General features: G+C 64.2%; 15 protein-coding genes. 6 read left to right on the forward strand and 9 right to left on the reverse strand.

Annotated elements, in window-relative coordinates; all coding sequences use genetic code 11:
* Window positions 1-10 precede the first annotated feature (10 nt).
* The 9 genes from NLY42_RS08785 to NLY42_RS08825 form a co-directional block, all read right to left on the reverse strand.
* The gene (locus tag NLY42_RS08785) at window positions 11-3,214 is read right to left on the reverse strand and encodes an efflux RND transporter permease subunit (protein WP_023752682.1); all 3,204 of its coding nucleotides are present in this window, start codon (window positions 3,212-3,214) and stop codon (window positions 11-13) included.
* Window positions 3,211-4,317, reverse strand: a complete 1,107-nt coding sequence (locus tag NLY42_RS08790; RefSeq protein WP_023687741.1) for an efflux RND transporter periplasmic adaptor subunit — start codon at window positions 4,315-4,317, stop codon at window positions 3,211-3,213. Before NLY42_RS08790 ends, NLY42_RS08785 begins: the two co-directional genes overlap by 4 nt.
* A 354-nt stretch (window positions 4,318-4,671) precedes the next feature.
* Window positions 4,672-5,913, reverse strand: coding sequence for an MFS transporter (locus tag NLY42_RS08795; RefSeq protein ID WP_023730214.1), 1,242 nt, complete (start codon window positions 5,911-5,913; stop codon window positions 4,672-4,674).
* A gap of 158 nt (window positions 5,914-6,071) precedes the next feature.
* Window positions 6,072-7,172 (reverse strand): aminotransferase class I/II-fold pyridoxal phosphate-dependent enzyme, encoded by a 1,101-nt coding sequence (locus tag NLY42_RS08800; protein ID WP_023755618.1) that lies wholly within the window; start codon window positions 7,170-7,172, stop codon window positions 6,072-6,074.
* A 133-nt stretch (window positions 7,173-7,305) separates the two neighbouring features.
* Complete coding sequence (locus tag NLY42_RS08805) at window positions 7,306-7,770, reverse strand: Ros/MucR family transcriptional regulator (protein WP_023687743.1); 465 nt, start codon at window positions 7,768-7,770, stop codon at window positions 7,306-7,308.
* Window positions 7,771-7,984: 214 nt separating this feature from the next.
* Window positions 7,985-8,689, reverse strand: a complete 705-nt coding sequence (locus NLY42_RS08810; protein ID WP_023715876.1) for an ROK family protein — start codon at window positions 8,687-8,689, stop codon at window positions 7,985-7,987.
* Between the two features lie 117 nt (window positions 8,690-8,806).
* On the reverse strand, window positions 8,807-10,180 hold the full coding sequence (gene zwf / locus NLY42_RS08815; protein ID WP_023737960.1) for a glucose-6-phosphate dehydrogenase: 1,374 nt from the start codon (window positions 10,178-10,180) through the stop codon (window positions 8,807-8,809).
* Between the two features lie 23 nt (window positions 10,181-10,203).
* Window positions 10,204-11,217 (reverse strand): phosphogluconate dehydrogenase (NAD(+)-dependent, decarboxylating), encoded by a 1,014-nt coding sequence (gene gnd, locus NLY42_RS08820; RefSeq protein ID WP_023737959.1) that lies wholly within the window; start codon window positions 11,215-11,217, stop codon window positions 10,204-10,206.
* Window positions 11,218-11,258: 41 nt separating this feature from the next.
* The gene (locus NLY42_RS08825) at window positions 11,259-13,634 is read right to left on the reverse strand and encodes a glucan 1,4-alpha-glucosidase (protein ID WP_023755616.1); all 2,376 of its coding nucleotides are present in this window, start codon (window positions 13,632-13,634) and stop codon (window positions 11,259-11,261) included.
* Between the two features lie 247 nt (window positions 13,635-13,881).
* Here NLY42_RS08825 and NLY42_RS08830 point away from each other — a divergent pair, with 247 nt between their 5' ends.
* The 6 genes from NLY42_RS08830 (at window position 13,882) to NLY42_RS08855 (ending at window position 21,223) form a co-directional block, all read left to right on the forward strand.
* Window positions 13,882-14,895: an ABC transporter substrate-binding protein gene (locus NLY42_RS08830; RefSeq protein WP_023683930.1), complete on the forward strand. Its 1,014-nt coding sequence runs from the start codon at window positions 13,882-13,884 to the stop codon at window positions 14,893-14,895.
* 48 nt (window positions 14,896-14,943) lie between these two features.
* Window positions 14,944-16,461: a sugar ABC transporter ATP-binding protein gene (locus tag NLY42_RS08835; RefSeq protein WP_023756508.1), complete on the forward strand. Its 1,518-nt coding sequence runs from the start codon at window positions 14,944-14,946 to the stop codon at window positions 16,459-16,461.
* A 1-nt stretch (window position 16,462) separates the two neighbouring features.
* A complete protein-coding gene (locus NLY42_RS08840; RefSeq protein ID WP_023694460.1) occupies window positions 16,463-17,434 on the forward strand; it encodes an ABC transporter permease in 972 nt (323 codons plus the stop codon).
* Between the two features lie 2 nt (window positions 17,435-17,436).
* Window positions 17,437-18,384: an ABC transporter permease gene (locus NLY42_RS08845; protein WP_023755614.1), complete on the forward strand. Its 948-nt coding sequence runs from the start codon at window positions 17,437-17,439 to the stop codon at window positions 18,382-18,384.
* A 126-nt stretch (window positions 18,385-18,510) separates the two neighbouring features.
* A complete protein-coding gene (locus NLY42_RS08850) occupies window positions 18,511-19,536 on the forward strand; it encodes a BMP family protein (protein WP_023670460.1) in 1,026 nt (341 codons plus the stop codon).
* A 175-nt stretch (window positions 19,537-19,711) separates the two neighbouring features.
* On the forward strand, window positions 19,712-21,223 hold the full coding sequence (locus tag NLY42_RS08855; protein WP_023756509.1) for an ABC transporter ATP-binding protein: 1,512 nt from the start codon (window positions 19,712-19,714) through the stop codon (window positions 21,221-21,223).
* Window positions 21,224-21,376 lie beyond the last annotated feature (153 nt).

Genomic DNA, 21,376 nt, shown 5'->3' on the forward strand with positions numbered 1-21,376 from the left:
CCGTGTAACACTACTCGGCGGCCGTCTCCGACGGCACCTCTGCCGGTGCCGAAGGCTCGGCCTCGGCATGCGGCTTGCGCCGTGAAAACAGCGACCTTAGCGTGACGTAGAACACCGGCGTCAGGAACAGGCCGACGAAGGTGACGCCGAGCATGCCGGAGAACACCGCGGTGCCGAGCGACTGGCGCATTTCCGCGCCCGGGCCTGTCGCGATCATCAGCGGCACGACGCCGAGGATGAACGAGAAGGCGGTCATCAGGATCGGCCGCAGCCTGAGCCGGCAGGCTTCGACGGCAGCCTCGGCGGCCGACAGGCCGCGTTCCTGCGCCTGCCGCGCGAATTCGACGATGAGGATCGCGTTCTTGGCGGCAAGTCCGATCAGCACGATGAGGCCGATTTGCACGAGGATGTTGTTGTCCAGCCCTCGGAACGACACGCCGAGCAACGCCGCGAGCACGCCGAGCGGCACCACCAGCACGATGGCGAACGGCAGCACCCAGCTTTCATATTGCGCCGCCAGCGCCAGGAACACGAACAGCACCGACAGTCCGAAGATATAGACAGCGGCATTGCCGGTGTTGCGCTCCTGATAGGCGAGTTCGGTCCATTCGTAGGAGGTACCGGCCGGCAACGTCTGTGCCGTGATCGCTTCCATCTTGGCAAGCGCATCGCCGGTGGAAACACCGGGCGCGGCGTTGCCCTGCAGCGGCACGGAGACGTACATGTTGTAGCGCTGGACCAGCGCCGGGCCGGTGACGTCGCGGATCTCGATCAACGTGCCCAGCGGAACCAGCGCGCCGGTCGCCGAGCGCACCTTCAGTTTCAAGATGTCGGCGCGATCGAGGCGGAACGCCTGGTCGGCCTGCGCGCGCACCTGGTAGACGCGCCCGAAAGCGTTGAAGTCGTTGACGTAGGCGGTGCCCAGATTGATCGACAGCGTCTCGAAGATGTTGGGGATCGGCACGTTCAGGATGCGCGCCTTGTCGCGATCGATCGCCAGGAAGAATTGCGGGCTGGACGCGGAGAAGGTGGTGAACACGCCGGTCAGCCCCGCCGTCTTGTTGGCCTTGCCGGCAATTTCATAGGCAAGCGCCAGGATCTGCCGCATGTCGGCGCTGTTGCGCTCCTGGATCTGCAGCTTGAAGCCGCCGGCATTGCCGACGCCGCGGATCGGCGGCGGCGGCAGTGCGATAATGAAGGCTTCCTTGATGCTTTGCAGGCTGCCGAACAAATTGCCGATGACCTGGGTCGCGGACTGGCCGGCTTCCAGTCGCTCGTCAAACGGCTTGAACCTGGCGAAGATCACGCCCGCGTTGCTGGCATTGGTAAAGGTGGCACCGGAGAAGCCGGCGAAGGCGACCGCGTAGTCGACGCCCGGCGTTTTCTGGATGATCTGCGACGCCTGCTGGATGACGGCATCGGTCCGCGATAGCGAGGCGCCGTCCGGCAACTGGACGACGACGATCGCATACCCCTGGTCGAGCGACGGAATGAAACCGCGCGGCACCGTCTGAACCATATAGACCGTGGCGTAGATGAGGGCCGCGAAAACGGCCAGCGTGGCGGCCATCGCTATCCGCGAGCCGACCAGCACGCGCACGATGCTCGAATACCAATGGGCGACCTTGTCGAAGCCGCCATTGAAGCCGTCGGCGAGCGCCCGTCCGAACCGCGCCAGGAAAAAGCGCGGCGGCGCCGCAGCAGTGTGGTGCGGCTTGAACAGCAGCGCGGCCAAGGCCGGCGAGAGCGTCAGCGAATTGAATGCCGAGATCGCCGTCGACACCGCGATGGTGATCGCAAACTGCAGGTAGAACTGCCCGGAAATGCCGGGAATGAAGGCTGTCGGCACGAACACCGCTATCAGCACCAGCGAGATCGCGATGACCGCCGTTCCGACTTCGTCCATGGTCAGATGCGACGCCGGATTGGGCGCCAACCCCCTGGCGATATTTCGCTCGACGTTCTCGACCACGACGATCGCATCGTCGACGACGATGCCGATGGCCAGAACGAGGCCGAACAGCGTCAGCATGTTGAGGGAGAAGCCGGCGGCGTAAAGCACCGCCAGCGTGCCGATCAGCGACACCGGGATGGCCACGATCGGCACGATCGCCATGCGCCACGATTGCAGGAAGACGATGATGACGATGATGACCAGCACCATCGCCTCGAGGATCGTCTTGTAGACCTCCTGGATCGACTCGGCGACGAACTCGGTCGGATTGTAGACGATGTCGTAGCTCAATCCCTTCGGGAAGTCCTGGGAAAGCTCCTTCATCTTGTCCTGGATCTCCGCGGCTGCGGCGAGCGCATTGGTGCCTGGCCGCTGGAAGATGGCGAGCGCCACCGCCGGTTTGCCGTTGAGATAGGAGTTGGTGACGTAATCCTTGGCGCCGAGCTCGATGCGCGCCACGTCCTGCAGCTGGATCAGGCGGCCGTCTTCGGCCGATTTGACGATCACGTATCGGAAGTCCCGTGCGTCGTTGAAGCGGCCTTGCGTGGTGACCGTGTACTGGAACGCCGTGCCGGTATTGGTCGGCGGCGCGCCGATGGAGCCGCCCGACACCTGGACGTTCTGGTCGCGCAGCGCCTGCACCACATCGCCCGAGGTCATCCCCAGGGCGGACAGTTTTTCCGGATCGAGCCAGATGCGCAGCGAATATTCGCGTTCGCCGAAGATGATGAGGTCGCCGACGCCGTCCAACCTGAGCAGTATGTCGCGCACCCGCGAGCGGGCGTAGTTCGAGACGTAGAGCTGGTCGTAGGTATTGTCGGGCGACAGCATGTGCACGACCATCATCAGGTCGGGCGAGCTCTTGATGGTGGTGATGCCGAGGCGGCGGACTTCTTCGGGCAGGCGCGGCTCGGCGACCGACACGCGGTTCTGTACCAGCACCTGCGCCTGGTCGAGATCGGTGCCTAGCTTGAAGGTGATGGTCAGCGCCATCGCCCCGTCGCCGGACGAATAGGACGACATGTAAAGCATGCCCTCGACGCCGTTGATCTCCTGCTCGATCGGCGTTGCCACCGTCGCTGCGACCGTCTCGGCGTCGGCGCCCGGGTACTGGGCGCGAACGACGATGGTCGGCGGCGCGATCTCGGGATATTGCGCGATCGGCAGCTGGGTATAAGCAATCCCGCCGAGGATCAGGAGGACGATCGAAACGACCGATGCGAAGATCGGACGGTCGACGAAGAAATGGGCGAACCTCATTGCTGCAACCCGGCGGTCTCGACCTTGGGCGGCAACGTCACCATCTCGACTTTCACCTTGGTGCCGGGCCTGGCGTGCATCAGCCCGTTGACGATGATCGTCTCGTCGCCGGTCAGGCCCGCGCGGATCACCCGGTAGCCGTCGAGAAGCGGGCCGGTGCGCACGGGCTTCGCCGACACCATCCCGGCCTCATCCACCAGGTACACGATGCGGCGATCCTGATCGGCGCCGACCGCCTCGTCGGGCACCAGGACGCCGCTATGCGGCAGCGACCCCGGCACGTTGATGCGCCCGAACATGCCTGGCTGGAGAACGCCGTCGGCGTTGGCAAACCTTGCACGCACCCGCATGGTGCCGGTCGCGTTGTCGATCCGGTTCTCGGCAAAATCGAGCTTGCCCTTGAATACCGCCTCCGCGCGGTCGGCGACGCGAACCACCACCTCGAGCCCGCCGGCGCCTTCCTGCATGCTGCCGCCGCGCTCCTTCGCGTCGCGGGCGTAGCTGAAATACAGGCGCTCATCGACGTCGAAATAGAAGTCGATCGGATCGCGCGTGACGATAGTCGTCAGCAAGGTGGAATCCGGCTGCACGAGGTTGCCGACCGACACCAGCCGGCGGTCGATGCGGCCGGACAAGGGCGCCTTGATCTCGGTGAACTCCAGGTTCAGGTTGGCCGTCGTCAGCGCAGCCGTCGCGCCTTGCATCTGCGCCTGCGCCGAAAGGTATTCCCGCCGGCGGTCGTCGACCGTCGCGGCCGAGATATTGCCGGTCTTGGCGAGCTCATCGGCGCGATCCAGCTGCATCTTGGAGAATTCGAGCAGGGACTTGGCGACGTCCACTTGCGACTTGGCGGCATCGTAGGCCGCCTGGTACGGACGCTGGTCGATGGTGAAGAGCAGGTCGCCCTTGTTGACCAGTGCGCCGTCCTGGAAGCTGATCTTGTCCAGATAGCCGCTGACGCGCGAACGGATGGCGACCTCGTCGACGGCTTCGAAGCGCCCGACGAACTCGTCGTCTTCGACGATTTCACGTACCACCGGCTTGGCCGCCGTCACCACCGGCAGTTGCTGGTCCTGCGCAAACGCATTGCTGCTGAAAGCCATGCCGAGCAGGAATGCCACTGGGACGGCTGCGCGGGCCAGCCAGCCGGCCGATCGGCTGGGTCGCCCGCTTGCGTCGCGATGCGATTGCCGATTCCCTGAAGTGTCCATTTGCGTCCCCGCTCGCTGGACCCGGAGGTCGGGTGGTTCTCTTCTATATTTAAGGTTTCTCGTCGAGACCAGAGCACTGCAGTATTGTGCATGGCAACATGATCATTTTCCATATGGGTTGAAATGTCCACCCTGTGGCTGCCCCGCCATCTGGCTAGTTCGCCCAGAACCGGCCCGTCCGCTTCCGGCCCATCTCAGCCGTCATCGGCGCACGCTGATTTGGACCGGATCCAGCGGCTTACTCGATCAGTTGCGGCTGTTGAGATGCCGCACCCTTCGCAGTTGCGGAAACAGCACCGCCCACAGTCCGGCGACGGCAATCGCACCGACGCCGCCGATCACCACCGCCGGCACGGTGCCGATCAGCGCCGCCATGGTGCCGGCGCGGAACTCGCCGACTTCGTTGGAGGCGCCGACGAAGACCTGGTTGACGGCGTTGACGCGGCCGCGCACCTCGTCGGGTGTCCACAGCTGGATCAGCGTCTCCCTGATATAGACGCTGAACATGTCGGTTGCGCCGAGGCCGGCAAGGGCCAGGATCGACAGCCAGGTGATGGTCGAGACGCCGAACAGCACGGTGAAGGCGCCGAACCCAGCGACGAAGCCGAGCATGATCTTGCCGGCATTGTCGCGCAGCGGATGCCCGGCAAGCCAGACCGCGACACAGATGGCGCCGATGCCGGGCGCCGAGCGCAGCAGGCCGAGTCCCCACGGGCCGAGTTCCAGAATATCGCGGGCATAGACCGGCAGCAGCGCCGAGGCACCGGACAGAAGCACGGCGAAGAGGTCGAGCGAGATGGCGCCCAGGACGATCTTCTCGCTCCAGATGTATCGGAAGCCGGCAAACAGCGTCTCCATCGTCGGCTTGTCGGTGGCGCTCTGCTGGGCCGGTTTCGGAATGGTGAAGATCAGCAGACCGGCCACCAGCATCAGCACGGAGGCAACGGCGTAAGCGGCTTCGGCCGAGACGCCATAGAGCAGGCCGCCGGCGACCGGGCCGACAATGGTCGCCGTTTGCCAGGCGGACGAGTTCCAGGCGATCGCATTGCCGAAATCTTCCGGCGGAACAAGGTTGGCGAACAGCGACGACGAGGCCGGCCCATAAAAAGCGCGCGCCAGGCCGAACATAGCCAGCACGATGAAGATCGGCAGCGGGCTGACGAGACCGCGCAGCGTGAAGTACAACAGGACAAGCGCACAACCTGCCTCGACTACCGTCGCCAGCGCCATGATCAGGCGGCGGCCGAAACGGTCGGCGACAACGCCGGTGACCAGCACCAGCAGCAGCGACGGCAGGAACTGGACGATGCCGACAATGCCGAGATCGAAGGGATCGCGCGTCAGATCATAGATCTGCCAGCCGACGGCGACGGACACGATCATGGTGGCGAAGGTGGTCAGGAAACGCGCCGCCCAATAGCTCAGGAAGGAGCGATGGCGGAAGGCGGCGTAACGCCGGTCAGGCGGTGTATGGGAATGGGACGTCATGGATACAGGCCCCGTTGCTTGCATTGGCCGGCGGGGCACTTCCCGGAAATGGGCGCTGTTCCGGCCAATGAAACTTATCAAAGTTCGGGGCGCGTATGCGTGAAAATCGGGCCTGGATCAAGCGGTTTTCCAGCCGCTCGCCCGATTGCACGCGGACGTTACTGCCTCAGCGCGGCGGTGATGGCGTCGAGGCCGCCCTGTAATTCCGCCTCTTTCGGCCAGCCGAAACCGACGCGGAAGAAGCGCTTGGGCATATCGAACCAGTGGCCGGGACCGACATAGGCGCCGTGGTTTTCCAAGAGATTGACGTAGAAACGGTCGAGGTCGAAGTCTGGACTGACATTGAGCCTTGGAAATCCGACGACGCCGCCTTGTGGCCGCACCCAGTCGACCAGCGGCTCGCGGTCGATCCAGGCTTGCACGATGTCGCGGCGTTTCGCCATCTCGGGCAGCAGCGCGGCCAAGAAAGCGTCGCGGCGCTCCAGCATGCCGCGCGCAATTCCTTCGTCGATCACGCTGCCGCAAATGCCGATCTGCTCCTTGGCGGCGAGGAAGCGCTCCTGCAGTTCAGCATCGCTGGTGATCAGCCAGCCAATGCGGATGCCGGGAATGCCGAAGGCTTTCGACAGCGACGAGACACTGATCGCCTTGGGGCTGAGAGAAGCCGCCGCCGGCAGGCGCTGTCCATAGGAGAGGTCGCGATAGGTCTCGTCGACCAGCAGATGGCAGCCGCTCGCTTCGGCCAGCGCAATCAGCGCGTCGAGATCGGCCCGGCCCATCATCGTGCCGGTCGGGTTGTGCGGGCAGGTGACGCTGATCAGCTTGGTGTTCGGTTGCATGCTGGCGGCGACGCGGCCGAAATCGATGGCAAAGCCTGCGTCGAAATCGAGATCGACATAGGAGATGGCGCAGCCGATCGCCTTGGGGGTCTCGATGTTGGTGGCGTAGTTCGGCCGGACGACGACAAGATGGTCGCGCTCCGACAGAAGCGAGGTCGAAATGATGAAGAGCGCGCCCGCCGCACCGGCGGTCACCAGAACATCGTCAAGCGAAATGCCTTTGTCCTGCGCCGCGATCAGCGCCCGCAACTCCTTGTCGCCGCGATGCTCGCCGTAGAACAGCGTGAGATCCGGCAGCGACAGGCCAATGTCGGAGAGTTTCTGATCGGCGATCGAGCTTTCGGAGAGATTGAACCGAATGCGATCGTAGCCGTATTCCTCCGGCGCCTCTTTCTCGATCACCATTCTGGCGTAGTTCATGGCTGCTCCCCCAAAGCAATCTCTGCGGTGTATCCAAGCCACAAAAGCACGAAGCCTGCCAAGGCTCATTCGCCGGCAGGCTTCTGTTCCAGTCGTCCAAACGATTGGCTCAGCGCCGAGGCGCTGATCCGACTCAGGCCGGAACTTTGGCCTTCCGACCCTTGGCTTTCGCCGGCGCGGCCACTGCAGCCTTGCGGCCGAGGCCGATCGACTTGGCCAGCTCGGAGCGCGACGCCGCGTAGTTGGGGGCGACCATCGGATAGTCGGCCGGCAGGCCCCATTTGGTACGATAGGCTTCCGGCGTCAGGTTGAAATGGACGCCGAGATGGCGCTTCAGCGATTTGAATTTTTTGCCGTCCTCGAGGCAGATGATGTAGTCCGGCGTCACCGACCGCTTGGGATTGACGGCCGGGATCTGCGGCGCCGCCACTGGGGCCGGCGGCTGGCTGAGCCCGCCGATCGACGCCGCAACGCTGGCGATGAGATCGCTCAGGCCGGCAACGGGCAAGCGGTTCTTCTCGACGTAAGCGGACACGATATGGGCGGTAAGCTCGAGCAGGTCGATGTCCTTGTCAGAGTCGTTGCTGTCGTCGGCCAATTTATCTCTCCGTCGCTAGGGGGGTGGCGGAAACTCCCAGAGTGGTCCCAGCGGAGCCGGAAATCCGCTCTAGTCATTTGTCTTGCCGCATATGTGCGGTTGCGCCAGATGATTCCATCCGGCGCCACCGATCTAATCGCCAAATCTGCGTAACGCAATGACTTCGTATCGCGCCACACGTCATTTTGAACAACTATACTGAATTTTAATACTATCAGACGATGAGCGCCTTGTCGCGCCATAGTCGAAAACCGCCCTCGAAAGCGCGCGTATTGTCGCCGCGCCTGGATGTGGCGGGCAATTCATCCAGTCTGTCGACATTGCCGCCGCCGATCACGACATAATCCGGCTGCAGCGCCGCACGCAGCCGCCCGACGACGTCGAAAACGTATTTGCGCCATTTCTTCTTGCCGTATTTCTCCAGGCCGCGCTCGCCGACATAATCTTCGAAACTGCCGCCCTTGCGGTACGGCAGATGCGCCAGTTCCATCGGCTGGCCGACATTGTTGAGGATCATCGCCGCGCCCAGGCCGGTGCCGAGGCCGAGGAACAGCATGCGCCCGCCATCGTAGCTGCCGATCGCCTGCAGCAGCGCGTCGTTGACGACCTTGACCGGCTTGCCGAAGGCGGCGGCAAAATCGTAGCCGTCCCAGCCCTTGCCGAGATTGGCGGGATCGAGCGAAGGCCTGTTGTGCCTGACCGGGCCGGGATAGCCCATCGAGATCACGTCATAGGGCAGCCCTTCGGCCAGCGTCTTCACCGTGGCGACCATCTGCTGCGGCGTCAGATCCGGTCCGGAATCGGCCCGGCGCATCTCGCCGCCTGCGCTGGTGAGGATTTTTACGTGCGAGCCGCCGACATCGATCGTCAGCACGATCGGTTCCGCCTTGGCCTTCGCGGGCCTGGCTGCCTTGGCCATGTCGTTTCCTCCGCTCACTTGGCGCGTTCCCCGTTTCAGGGAAACGGGGGAATGCTCCAACTCTTTGTTTTTACGCAATTCCGGACGGAAAAACCGCTCGCACTTTCCTGGAATTGCTCAAGTCGGATTGATCCAGCCGTTGGGCGGCCCGAAGCTGGCCATGGCGTCGGCAGGCCCCCAGGTCTTCGGCTCATACATATGCGGCGGCGTGGTGTCGCCCAGCACCGGGCCGACAATGCGCCAGGCAAGCTCGCTGGCATCCTGGCGGGTGAACAATTGGCCATTGCCGTTCATGGCATCGCCGATCAGCCGCTCATAGGGCGGCATGTCGCCCTTCGAATCGTCGAGCGCGGTGAGCTCGACCTGCTCGCCGACCATATCGTCGCCGGGCGCCTTGCGTTGCGCGCCGATCGAGATCGCCACCTGCGGGTCGATGCGGAAGCGCACGTAATTTGCGTCGCTGGGCTTGATCGGATCGAAGACGTCGAGCGGCGGCCGCTTCAGCCGCACGATCACTTCGGTCACATGCACCGGCATGTTCTTGCCGGTGCGGATGAAGAACGGCACGTCCTGCCAGCGCCAGGTGTCGACCATGAAGCGCACGGCAGCAAAGGTTTCGACCGGCGAGTTCGGCTTCACGCCGGGTTCAGCGAGGTAGCCGGTGAACTGGCCGCGCACGACGTCGTCCTTGGTCAGCGTGCGGATGGCGCGCAGCACCTGCACCTTCTCGTCGATCAGATCGTCGGCCGAGCGGCCGACCGGCGGTTCCATGGCGAGCAGCAAAAGGATGTTGAGCAGATGGTTCTCGATCACATCGCGGATAGCGCCGACATCGTCATAGAATTTGCCACGGCCTTCGACGCCGAAGTCCTCGGCCATGGTGATCTGTACGCTTTCGACGAAGTTGCGGTTCCAGATCGGCTCGAGAAAGGAATTGGCAAAGCGGAAATAGAGCAGGTTCTGGATCGCCTCCTTGCCGAGATAGTGGTCGATGCGGAAGATCGACTGCTCTTCGAACACCAGATGCAGCACGCGGTTCAGCCAGCGCGCCGATTGGAGATCGTGGCCGAACGGCTTTTCCACCATCAGCCGCGCGCCATGCGCGGTACCGGATTGCTCCAGCCCCTGGACAACGGTCTCGAACATGGTCGGCGGCACCGCCATATAGTGCAGCGGCCGCTGCGCCGAGCCGAGCGCCGTCTTCAGCTTCTCGAAGGTCGCGCCGTCGCGGTAGTCGCCGCTGACATAGCGCAGCAGACTGGCGAATTTGGCGAAGATCTTTTCGTCGATCTTGCCGACAGCGTTGACGATGCCGTCGCGGGCCCGCGCCTGCAATTGGTTGATGTCCCATGCATCGAAGGCGACGCCGATCACCGGCTCGGTCAGCGTCCCCTTGGCTACCATCTGGTAGAGGGCCGGAAATATCTTCTTGTGGGCAAGGTCGCCGGTTGCTCCGAAGAGCACCAGCGTGTCGGACCGTTCCGGGCTCATCTTGCGCGTCTCCCCTGCGGCCTTCACTTGCCGGCCTTCGGCTTTTCGACATGGCCGCCAAAGGCATAGCGCATGGCCGACAGCAGCTTGTCGGCGAATTCGGATTCGCCCTGCGAGGAGAAGCGGTCGAACAAAGCCGAGGACAGAACCGGCGCCGGCACGCCGGTGTCGATCGCCGCCTTCAGCGTCCAGCGGCCTTCACCGGAATCGGAGACGCGGCCGCCGAACTGGGCCAATGCCGGGTCGCTCTTCAGAGCGCCGGCGGTGAGGTCGAGCAGCCAGGAGCCGATCACACTGCCATGGCGCCAGACCTCGGCCACCTGCGGCAGGTCGATGTCGAACTGATAGTATTGCGGGTTTTCCAAAGGGCTGGTCTCGGCGTCGGCAGTGCGCTGTCTTTTGCCGGCATTGGCCGATTTCAGGATGTTCATGCCTTCGGCGTAGGCGGCCATGACGCCATATTCGATGCCGTTGTGGATCATCTTGACGAAATGGCCGGCGCCGCTCGGTCCGCAATGCAGGTAGCCAAAGGGTGCGGTCCCGCCCGCCTTGTCGGGCGTGGCGCCGGCATCGGCGCCGGGCGCCAGCGTGGCGAAGATCGGATCGAGGTGTTTGACCGCCGTATCGGGGCCGCCGATCATCAGGCAGTAGCCGCGCTCGAAGCCCCAAACGCCGCCGCTGGTGCCGACATCGACATAGTGCAGGCCCTTGGCCGCAAGCTCGGCCGCCTGGTCGACAGCGTCGTGATAATAGGAATTGCCGCCGTCGATAATGATGTCGCCGGGCTCCATCAATGCTGCCACCTGGTCGGCGATCTTGCCGGTGATCGCCGCCGGCAGCATCAGCCAGGCGCTGCGCGGCTTGGAAAGCTTGCCGACGAACTCCTCCATCGATGCGGCGCCGATGGCGCCATCGGCAACCAGGGCGGCAACGCTTGCCGGGTTGATGTCGTAGACGACGCATTGATGGCCGTCGCGCATCAGGCGGCGCACCATGTTGGCGCCCATCCTGCCCAGTCCCATCATTCCGATCTGCATGGTGTTGTCCTAGTCGCTTGAGGAAAGAAATTGCTGGCGAGTTAGTTCTCAATGCCGACGGTGAAGTCGACATTCTCCCAACGGTCGCCGTCGGGCCAGAAAAAAGTGAAGACGATCGTATTACCTCGCGGAATATCGGTCACCGGCAGATCCGCCATATGGACGCCAAAGACATTCACGGACGTGTTGATTTCATGGCTGGTCTGCCACTGGTCGCCGCTCCAGCGGATCAGTGCCGGCTGCAGCAGTTCAACCCGCAGCGTCTTGCCGGCTTCCATGGTGCGCAGCCTGTTGTTGAAGCGCCATATCCTCAGCGGCGAGCCGGTCTTGTCCCTGACATAGCGCTTGACGCCTTGCGGCGGCATGTCGAAGATGGCGCCGTCGCGGAGCGAGCGCAACAGCTTGATGTGTTCCGAATGCGCCCAGACCAGCGGCATGGCGCTGCCCGACGGCTTGCCCAGCCACAATTCGCGCTCCGGTATGTCGGCGCCGTCCCAGACCTGTTCCGGCAGCAGACCGCCCACACCAGCCGAAGCCTCGAATGTCCTGAGCAGGCTTGCCGCCCTGTCCTTGTTACCGGCGGCCAGCTCGTAGTGGGCGCGTTCGCCGGCCAGCAACGGCCAGGGTCGGCCCTGGCCGTTGCCGTCGAAGGGGGCGCCGTCGGCGTGTTCGCCATACCCGTCGCTGGTGTAGCGGTACCATAGAGGCCCTTGCGGCAGGTCGCAGCGCAGTTGCGCGTCGATGATCTTGACCGTGCCGACGATGCGCGGATCGTCCGCGGCCCTGAGGCCGAAGCGGACCAGCGCCAGCGCGTCCGGGCTGACAATCGCTTCGGCCGGCTTGTCGGTATCGCCCGGCGGACGGTTCTTGATCGGTACGAAGCCGTCCTTCGGCGATGCGGCGCCTGAAGCGTCGGCCGGTGCGATGCGGATGTAGTACCCGTCGACGCCAGCCTCGTGGCACTCCGGTGTGCCGCTGACATAGGTCCAGCGCTCGATCTGGTCGTTCCAGCAATCTGCGACCTCGCGCAAATAGTTAGCCGGCTCCGGTTTTCCGTCAACGTCGAACAGATCGGCGGCGCCAAGCAGTGCCGATATTTCGACGGCGAGCGTGAATGGGCTGTAGCCGGCATCCTCTTCCCAGCGGTCCTGCCCGGTGACGGGACCATTGCGCACGACATAGGACGCTGCTTTCTCGACCATCGGCATGAAGGCGGCGAGCTTTGCGCGCGGCAGGTGGCCGGCGCGGTGCAGCGCATCGGCAAGCAGCAGCGGGAAGGCGCATTCGTCCATCTGGATGCCCGGCCAATAGAGCGAGCCGTCGAGCCACACATTTTGTGGCCAGTGGCCGTCCGGCTGCTGGATGGAACGGAGATAGGCGAGGATCTCAAGCGCCTGCGCCGGATCGCCGGCGGCGAGGAAGCCGCCCGCAGTTTCTACGAGGTCGCGCGGCCAGACCAGATGATATCCGCCAAGGTCGTCGTCGCCCTTGCTGAACCCCCAGGGGATCGACAGGCTGGCGACGGCCGCACCGGGCCTCGCCAGCGACAGGTGCGTCGCCAGCACCGCTGTGCTGACGCGGTAGGTGTTGAGGCCGGATGCATCATGGTGGTCGAGCGGCGTCAGGCCTGCCTGCCATTTCCGCCATTTCGCGACATAGGCCTTTGCCGCCGGCTCAAAACCGCGTTTCAGGCTGGCGGCGGCGTTTTCGGCCGCTTCATCCGGCGTCGCCCCAAACCCAAGCGCAAGCAAGGCTTCGCTGTTGGCTAAAGAAAAGCCGATCTCGCCGGTCAGCGCGACATTGCCGTCCTCCGCGCTTCGGCAGGTCGGATCGAGCCGGCCGGCGCGGCTGAGTTGCTGCCAGCCGTCGGAAAAGCCTGCATAGCCGGCCGAGCAGTCGCCCCAGGGCAGCGAGGAGGCAAGCGCCAAGCAGGCGCCGTGCCCGGACGCAAACAGCATCGGCTTGCCCTTGTGCTCGCCGATCCAGGCGGTGTTGCCCATGCCGGCATTGACCAGATGCGGCGCCAGCAGGGCGTAGACGCGGTAGTCCGTGGCCACGCCCTCGAGTGCCGTGAAGCTGATTTCCTGCAGCAGGGCCGGGCGCGCCGGATCCGCCAGGATGCGCTTTTCGATCCGGTAACGCGCCGTCGCGTTGACCAGCCGGTAGGCGGGCACGCCTTCCTCGAACGGCTCGATGGCATGCGTGGCGTCGCGCTTCTCCTCGGAAAACCAGCCGCCGGGACCGGTGACCAGCAGTCCCATGTCGCGCGTGCAGGCGCTGTCGAGACCAGGATAGTAGACTTCATTGACGATGCCATGGCTGAGCGTGAACCAGACGCGGCTCGCCGGCGAAAGCGCGGCACCTACGCCGCTCTTGGCGCTTGACGTCCAGCGCGCCGGAATTCCGGGCGGGCCCATTCTTTTGGGTGCACTGGGGGAAGGGTCGGCGGCGTCGCTGCCATGCATGGTCTCCTGGCCCTTCCCTAGACCAGCAGGCGAAGGCTTTTCAACCGCCGCACCTGAAGTTGATCGCCAAGGTGTAACCGATCGCAGTTGACAAGCGAGCTCATCTGCATTTGTCTGACAATAGATAAAAAACAGGCAGCCAACGCCAAAACCATCAGCAACAGTCGGCGGGGCCGACAATCCATGGGAGGATTATGACATGAAGAAACTGCTCGTCCTGAGCGCTCTGGCGGCGATGCTCGCCTCGGGCACGGCGCTTGCCGACACCAGCGGCAAGAAGATCGCCTTCTCCAACAATTACGCCGGCAATTCGTGGCGTCAGGCGATGCTCGACAGCTACGGCATCGTCACCAAGAAGGCGGTTGAGGATAAGATCGTCGGCGCCGCCGACATCTTCACCACCGCCGACAAGGAAGTGCCGACCCAGGCTGCCCAGGTGCAGAACCTGATCCTGCAGGGTTATGACGCCATCGTCATCAATGCCGCATCGCCGGATGCGCTGAACGGCGCCATCAAGCAGGCCTGCGATGCCGGCATCGTCGTCGTCTCCTTCGACGGGACCGTCACCGAACCTTGCGCCTACCGCGTCGTCGTCGACTTCAAGGACATGGGCAAGCAGGAAGTCGAGCAGATGGCCAAATTCCAGCCCAAGGGCGGCAATCTCCTGGAAATCCGCGGCCTTGCCGGCACCTCGATCGACGATGCCATCCATGCCGGCATCCTCGAAGGCGTCGCCGCCCATCCCGAGTTCAAGATCGTCGGTTCGGTGACCGGCGACTGGGACCAGACGACGGCGCAGAAGGCGGTCGCGACGATCCTGCCGTCGTTGCCCGACATCGTCGGCATCGTCGACCAGGGCGGTGACGGTTATGGCGCGGCACAAGCCTTTGCCGCCGCAGGCAAGCCGCGTCCGACCATCATCATGGGCAACCGCCAGGACGAGCTGAAATGGTGGAAGGAGCAGAAGGACAAGGACGGCTACCAGACCTGGTCGGCCTCGATCGCGCCCGGCGTGTCGTCGCTGGCCTTCTGGGTGGCGCAGCAGGTGCTCGACGGCCGCACGGACATTCCGCATGACCTTTTGGTGCCGTATCTCGCCTTTACCCAGGACAATTTCGAGACCGAGCTGCCGAAAATCAAGGAGGGCGGCGTCGCCACCCACGAATACAGCCAGGAAGACGCAATCGCGGCGATCAAAGCCAATATCAAGTGATGCATTGCATTCATTGCCAGCGGCATGACCGACCGGATATCGTTGAGCATGCCTGAGGCCAATACGGACATCATCAGACTGGGCGGCGCCGAAAAACAAATCGGCGCCGCCCATTTGGACATCATCAGGCTGAACGGCGCCGAAAAACATTTCGGCGCCGTTCGGGCGCTTAACGGCGTCGATTTTCATGTCGCATCAGGCGAATGCGTCGGGCTGGTCGGCCACAACGGCGCCGGCAAGTCGACGCTGATGCATATGGTGGCCGGTACGCTGCAGCCCGATGGCGGTGAGATCGCGGTGCGTGGCAATGCCGAAACCGACTACTCGGTGGCGCGCGCGCTGAAACTCGGCATACGCTGCGTGTTCCAGGAACTGTCGCTCTGCCCTAACCTCAGTATCGCGGAGAATACGCGCATCAACCATCCGGCGCTCACCGGCTTCGGCTGGCGACGCAAGGCGGCTGCTCTCATTGCCGCCAAGCTGGACGAAATCTTTCCGGATCACGGCATCTCGGCAGACGACATTGCCGGCGATCTCTCCATCGGCCGGCGGCAGATGGTCGAGGTGGCGCGCGCCTTCACGGTGACGCGCGATCCGCTCGACCTGGTCATTCTCGACGAGCCGACCTCTTCGCTGGACGCGCATACTGCGGGCCAGCTGCTTGCCTTCGTGCGCCGTTTCGTAGCCACCGGGGGCAGCTGCATCCTGATCTCGCATGTGCTGGGCGAGGTGCTGCAGAATGCCGACCGCATCGTGGTCATGCGCGACGGCAAGGTGGTCGCCACGGACGTTGCAAAAGCGTTCGACCGCGACCGGCTGGTGGCCACCATGGGCGGCGCGGAAGCGCGCGAGAAGATCGCGGCGGAGATCGCCGCCAGGCCGGCGGCGGGCCCGCTCAGGGTGCGGGCGCGGCCCGAGCGGCAGCAGGACGGCAAGGAGCTTGTCGCTCGCGCCGGCGAGATCATCGGGCTTGCCGGGCTTGCCGGCCATGGCCAGACCGACCTGTTGCTGGCGATCTTTGCCGCCGCGACGCGTAGAAGGCTTGATATCGAGGTGACCGCCCCGGTGGCGCTGGTGGCCGGAGACCGCCAATCGGACGGCATTTTCCCGCAATGGTCTATTGCCGAAAACATCGGCATCCGCTCGCTGGCGCGGCTGCGCGAAGGGCTGCTGATCTCGCCGCAGCGCGAGGCCGAGCTTGCTGAGTTCTGGAAGCAGAAGATCGGCATCCGCACGCCTGACATGACCAACAACATCTTCTCGCTGTCCGGCGGCAACCAGCAGAAGGCGCTGTTTGCCCGCGCACTGGGTTCCGATGCGCAGATCGTGCTGATGGACGATCCGATGCGCGGCGTGGACATCGGCACCAAGCTTGAGGTCTACGATCTCGTGCGCGAGGAGGCGGCCAAGGGCCGGACCTTCCTCTGGTACACCACCGAGACCGAAGAGCTCGACAATTGCGACCACATCCATGTCTTCAAGAACGGCCGCATCGTCGCCAATCTCACGCGCGACGAGCTGACCGAGGAAAAGATCATCCAGTCCTCATTCGGCGACGCGGCCTGAGATGACGGCAGTCGCTCCCGGCCCGACGTCCTCGCCGCGCAGCAGCGCGGCCCGCGCGCGCCTGCTGCGCAGCCTGTTGCCGGCGCTGTCGCTGGCGCTGGTGGTTATCGCCATCGCCTGGCTCAACCCACGCGCCATCAGCTATTTCGGCTTCAGCCTGATGTTGAACCTCGCTATTCCGATCGCGCTGGCGACGATCGCCCAGATGTTCGTCATCGCCGGTAATGAGCTCGATCTGTCGATCGGCACCTTTGTCGGCTTTGTCGGCTGCGTCACCGCGACCTGGCTGAAGGACGCGCCGCTGCTCGGCGTGATCATCCTGCTCGGCTCCATAGGCGTTTATGCGCTGCTCGGCGCACTGATCCATCTGCGCAATCTGCCGTCGATCGTGGTGACGCTGGGCATGAGCTTCGTCTGGCAGGGGCTTGCCATTCTGGTGCTGCCCAAGCCCGGTGGCAAGGCGCCGGACTGGCTCTTGTCGCTGATGGCCTTCAAGCCGCCCTTCATTCCGTTCCCTATCATCGCCGCGCTGGCGATCGCAGCGGTGGTGCATTTTGGGCTGATGCGCACCTCCTATGGCGTCATCCTGCGGGGATCCGGCGGCAATCCGGCGGCGCTCAGGCGCGCTGGCTGGTCGCTGCTTCGAACCAAGATCGTGCTGTTTGCGCTGACCGGCCTATTCGGCGTTCTGTCCGGCATGGCGCTGATCGGCATCACCACCTCGGCCGACGCCAATATCGGCAATGGCTACACGCTGCTGGCGATCGCCGGCGTCATTCTCGGCGGCGGCGAGTTCGTCGGCGGCCGGGTGTCGCCGATCGGCGCCGTGCTCGGCGCGCTGACACTGGCGCTGGCGGCATCGCCTCTGCTCACCTTCATGCACATTCCGCCGGACTGGCAGGTCGCGGCCAACGGCGCCATCCTGATCATCGTGCTGGCAGCCCGCGTCCTGATCAGCCGCAGGGAGAGGTAGCGATGACATTTGTGAAATCGCTTGTCGCCAAACCCTGGATCTGGTCGTTCATCGGCGCGATGTTCGTCTGGCTGGCGACCATCGCTTTCACCGGCGGCTATGGCGGCGGCGGCATGATCACGGCGGCACTTTCGCTTGCCGTGTTCACCGTGATCGTCGGCGTCGGCCAAATGTTCGTCATCACGCTCGGGCCAGGCAATGTCGACCTGTCGCTGCCGGCCAATATCGGGCTCGCCAGTGCCGTCGCCATGAAGGTCATGGGCGGCAGCGATTCCATGATCGTGGTCGGGCTGCTCGCCGCGCTCGCCTGCGGCGCTGCCATCGGTGCCGTCAACTATCTCCTGATCTGGGCGCTGAGGATCCCGCCGATCATCGCCACTCTGTCGGCCAGCTTCATCATCCAGTCGATCGACATCAGCTATGGGCGTGGCCTGCAGATCAAGCCGCCGCCCGGCTTTGCCGATTTTGCCAACTGGCAAATCCTGGGCATTCCAGTGCTGGCGATCCTTACCGTATTGTTCACCATCGGTGCGGCCATCGCCTTGCAGCGCATGATCTATGGCCGCTCGGTGCTGGCGATCGGCCAGAACATCCGCGCCGCGTGGCTTGCCGGCGTCAATGTCGGCCGCACCCGCTTCCTCACTTACACGCTGTCGGGCGCGCTCGGCGGCATGGACGGGGCGCTGCTCGCCGGCTATTTCCGCGGCGCCAATGTCGATATCGGCAACGAGTACCTGCTGGCCTCGATCGCCGTCGTCGTCATCGGCGGCACCTCGGTCGCCGGCGGCAAGGCCAATGTTCCCGGTGTCTGGGGCGCGGCGCTGTTCCTGGTGCTGCTTCTGACCATGCTCAACACGTTCGGCGTCAGCGCCGGCGTTCGGCTGTTGCTGACCGGGCTGATCATCGTCGGCGTCATCACCGTAGCCGGTGGCGAGAAGGCGGTACGCTAGCGCCGGCTCCTGCCAGCGACACGGCCAAATTTGACCATGTGGACAAAAGTCCGCACCCGTTCCATAGTTCCGCGTCTGATTTCGGAACAGCCGGCTCGACACGGCTGTCAAACAGAGGGGCACTAGATGGAAAACCGGAAAAACAAATCGCAATCGACCGGCCTGTCGCGGCGCGACGTGCTGGAACTCGGCGCACTTGGCCTGGCCGCAGCCATGCTGCCGGGTGCAGCCTTCGCCAAGGACAAGAAGCTGAAGGTGGCGGCGATCTTCGCCACGCCGATCGAGGAGCCGTGGGACAACCAGATCCACGTCGCCCTTCAGAAGGCCGAGAAGGAACTCGGCATTGAATACAAATGGTCGGAAAAGGTGCAGACCGCCGATTTCAGCCGCGTCATGCGCGAATATGCGCAAGGCGGGTATCAGTTGGTGCTGGGCGACGCCTTCGCCGCCGAGCGTGAATCGCGCCGCACGGCAAAGCAGTTCCCGAAGACGGCATGGCTGTTCGGCTCGGGCGCCGGGCCGGCCGAGCCCAATTTCGGCGTCTTCGACAACTGGATCCACGAGCCGGCCTACCTCTCCGGCATGATCGCCGGCAAGATGTCGAAGTCGGGCACGATCGGCGCGGTGGCGGCCATGGGCATTCCGGAAGTGAACCGGCTGGTCAACGCCTTCTTTGCCGGCGCCAAGGAGGTCAATCCCAACATCAAGAAGAAGGTCGCCTTCATTGGCTCGTTCTTCGATCCGCCCAAGGCCAAGGAAGCGGCGGTCGCCCAGATCGATGCCGGCGTCGATGTCATCTATGCGGAGCGCTTCGGCGTCATCGAGGCGGCGGTGGACAAGAAGATCCTCGCCATCTCCAACATGTCCGACCAGTCGAGCCTCGGCCCCGACACGGTCATAACCGGGCCGGTCTGGGACATGTATCCGACGGTCGAGCAGGCGATCAAGCTGGTCAAGGCCGGTGTCTTCACCGCGCAGGACTATGGCGATTTCTCGCGCATGGCCAAGGGCGGGTCGTTCCTGGCGCCCTACCATAAATTCGACAAGACGCTGCCGGCGGATGTGAAGGATCTGGTCGAGAAGAAGAAGGCCGAGATCCTGGAAGGCAATTTCCGGGTGGATGTGGATGAGAACACGCCGGTTTCGGATTAGCTCGGCGCACCCCCTCCCCCTTGAGGGGAGGGTGGCCCGCAGGGCCGGGTGGGGTCCTCCGCGAAGTGCTCCATCCTGCTAAGTCATGGGTTGAGGCAGTTGAGGTGACCCCACCCGCCTCGCTTCGCTAGGCACCCTCCCCTCGAGGGGGAGGGGTATCTCCGCAGGAGCATCCTTGTCCGCCCCTCTCATCGAAATGCGCGGCATCACCAAGAGCTTCGGCGCCGTCAAGGCGAATGAGGCTGTCGATCTAAGCGTCGCCCCAGGTGAGATCCTCGGCCTGCTGGGCGAAAACGGCGCCGGCAAGACGACGCTGATGAATGTGCTGTTCGGCGCCTATGCGCCGGATGCCGGCGAAATTCTTATCCAGGGCAAGACCGTGCGGATCACCAGTTCGGCCGATGCGCTGGCCGCCGGCATCGGCATGGTGCACCAGCATTTTCATTTGGCGCCAAGGCTGACGGTCCTGGAAAACCTTCTGATTGGCATTCCCGGCAAATCCGGCCGCATCGACCGCGCCGGCGGACTTGCCCGGTTGTCCGACATCAGCCGTCAGCATGGGCTGACGCTGGACCCCAACCTGCCTGTCTCCGCGCTGTCGGTCGGCGAGCAGCAGCGGCTCGAAATCGTCAAGGCGCTGTTTCGCGGCGCCAGGCTGTTAATCCTCGACGAGCCGACGGCGGTGTTGGCGCCGGGCGAGGTCGACGGGCTGTTTTCGGCGCTGCGCTCGATGGCGGCGCAGGGGCTCGGCATCATCTTCATCTCGCATAAATTGAACGAGGTGCGGGCGCTCACCCATCGCTGCACCGTATTGCGGCACGGCCGCGTCGCCGGCCGTGTCGACGATCCGGCGAACACGACATCGGCAGAAATGGCGCAGCTGATGTGCGGCCATGAGATCGTGCCGCCGGCAAGAGGACCTTCGACCCCAGGCGCGGCGGTGCTGACGCTCGACGGTATTTCCACCTCACGGCATTCGGGGACGCCGCTGCGCGACGTATCGCTTGCCGTTCGCGCGGGCGAAATCCTCGGCATTGCCGGGGTCTCCGGCAATGGCCAGCGGGCGCTGGCCGAGGTGATTTCCGGCACGCGCGCGCCCGACGCCGGCGCGATGACGATAGCCGGCAAACCTGCTACGCGGTTCTCGCCGCGCGAGGTGCAGGCGCTCGGCCTTGGCCGCATCCCGGAAGACCGTATGACGACCGGGCTGGTCACCAATCTGCCGCTCGCCGATTCCATGGTGTTGCCGCGCATTGGTACTGCGGCTTTCAGCAGCCGGGGCCTGCTCAAGCCAGATGCGATCCGCGCCTTCGCCGAAGAACAGATCAAGGCCTATGACATCAGGTGCCCCGGGCCGATGACCCGCGCCGGCGCGCTGTCGGGCGGCAATCTGCAGAAGGCGCTGCTGGCGCGCGAACTGGCTTTCGACCCGAAGGTGCTGATCGTCTCGCAGCCGACGCGCGGCCTCGACATCGGCGCCGCCCGCTTCATCCACGAAAAATTCCTCGACATGCGCGCGAAGGGCTGCGGGATCATCGTCATCGGCGAGGATCTCGAAGAGCTGCTGGTGCTCTGCGACCGCATCGCGGTGATGTATGAGGGCCGCATCGCCGGCACGCTGGACAGCGCCGATGCGAACATCGCGCGGCTTGGGCTGCTGATGACCGGGGCGGAGGGCAGAGCCTAGATGGACTTTCTCACTCGGTTCCTCGCAGAAACCTCAAATAATACTGCCCGCTTTTGGCTGACTTTAAGCGTCAGCGCTGCCCCTCACCTGCCTGCCGGCATCCTCTCCCCGTATAGAGACGGGGAGAGGGGCTCTCACCCATGGTTTCGCCAA

The organism is Mesorhizobium sp. C372A (assembly GCF_030323245.1).
Classification (GTDB): domain Bacteria; phylum Pseudomonadota; class Alphaproteobacteria; order Rhizobiales; family Rhizobiaceae; genus Mesorhizobium.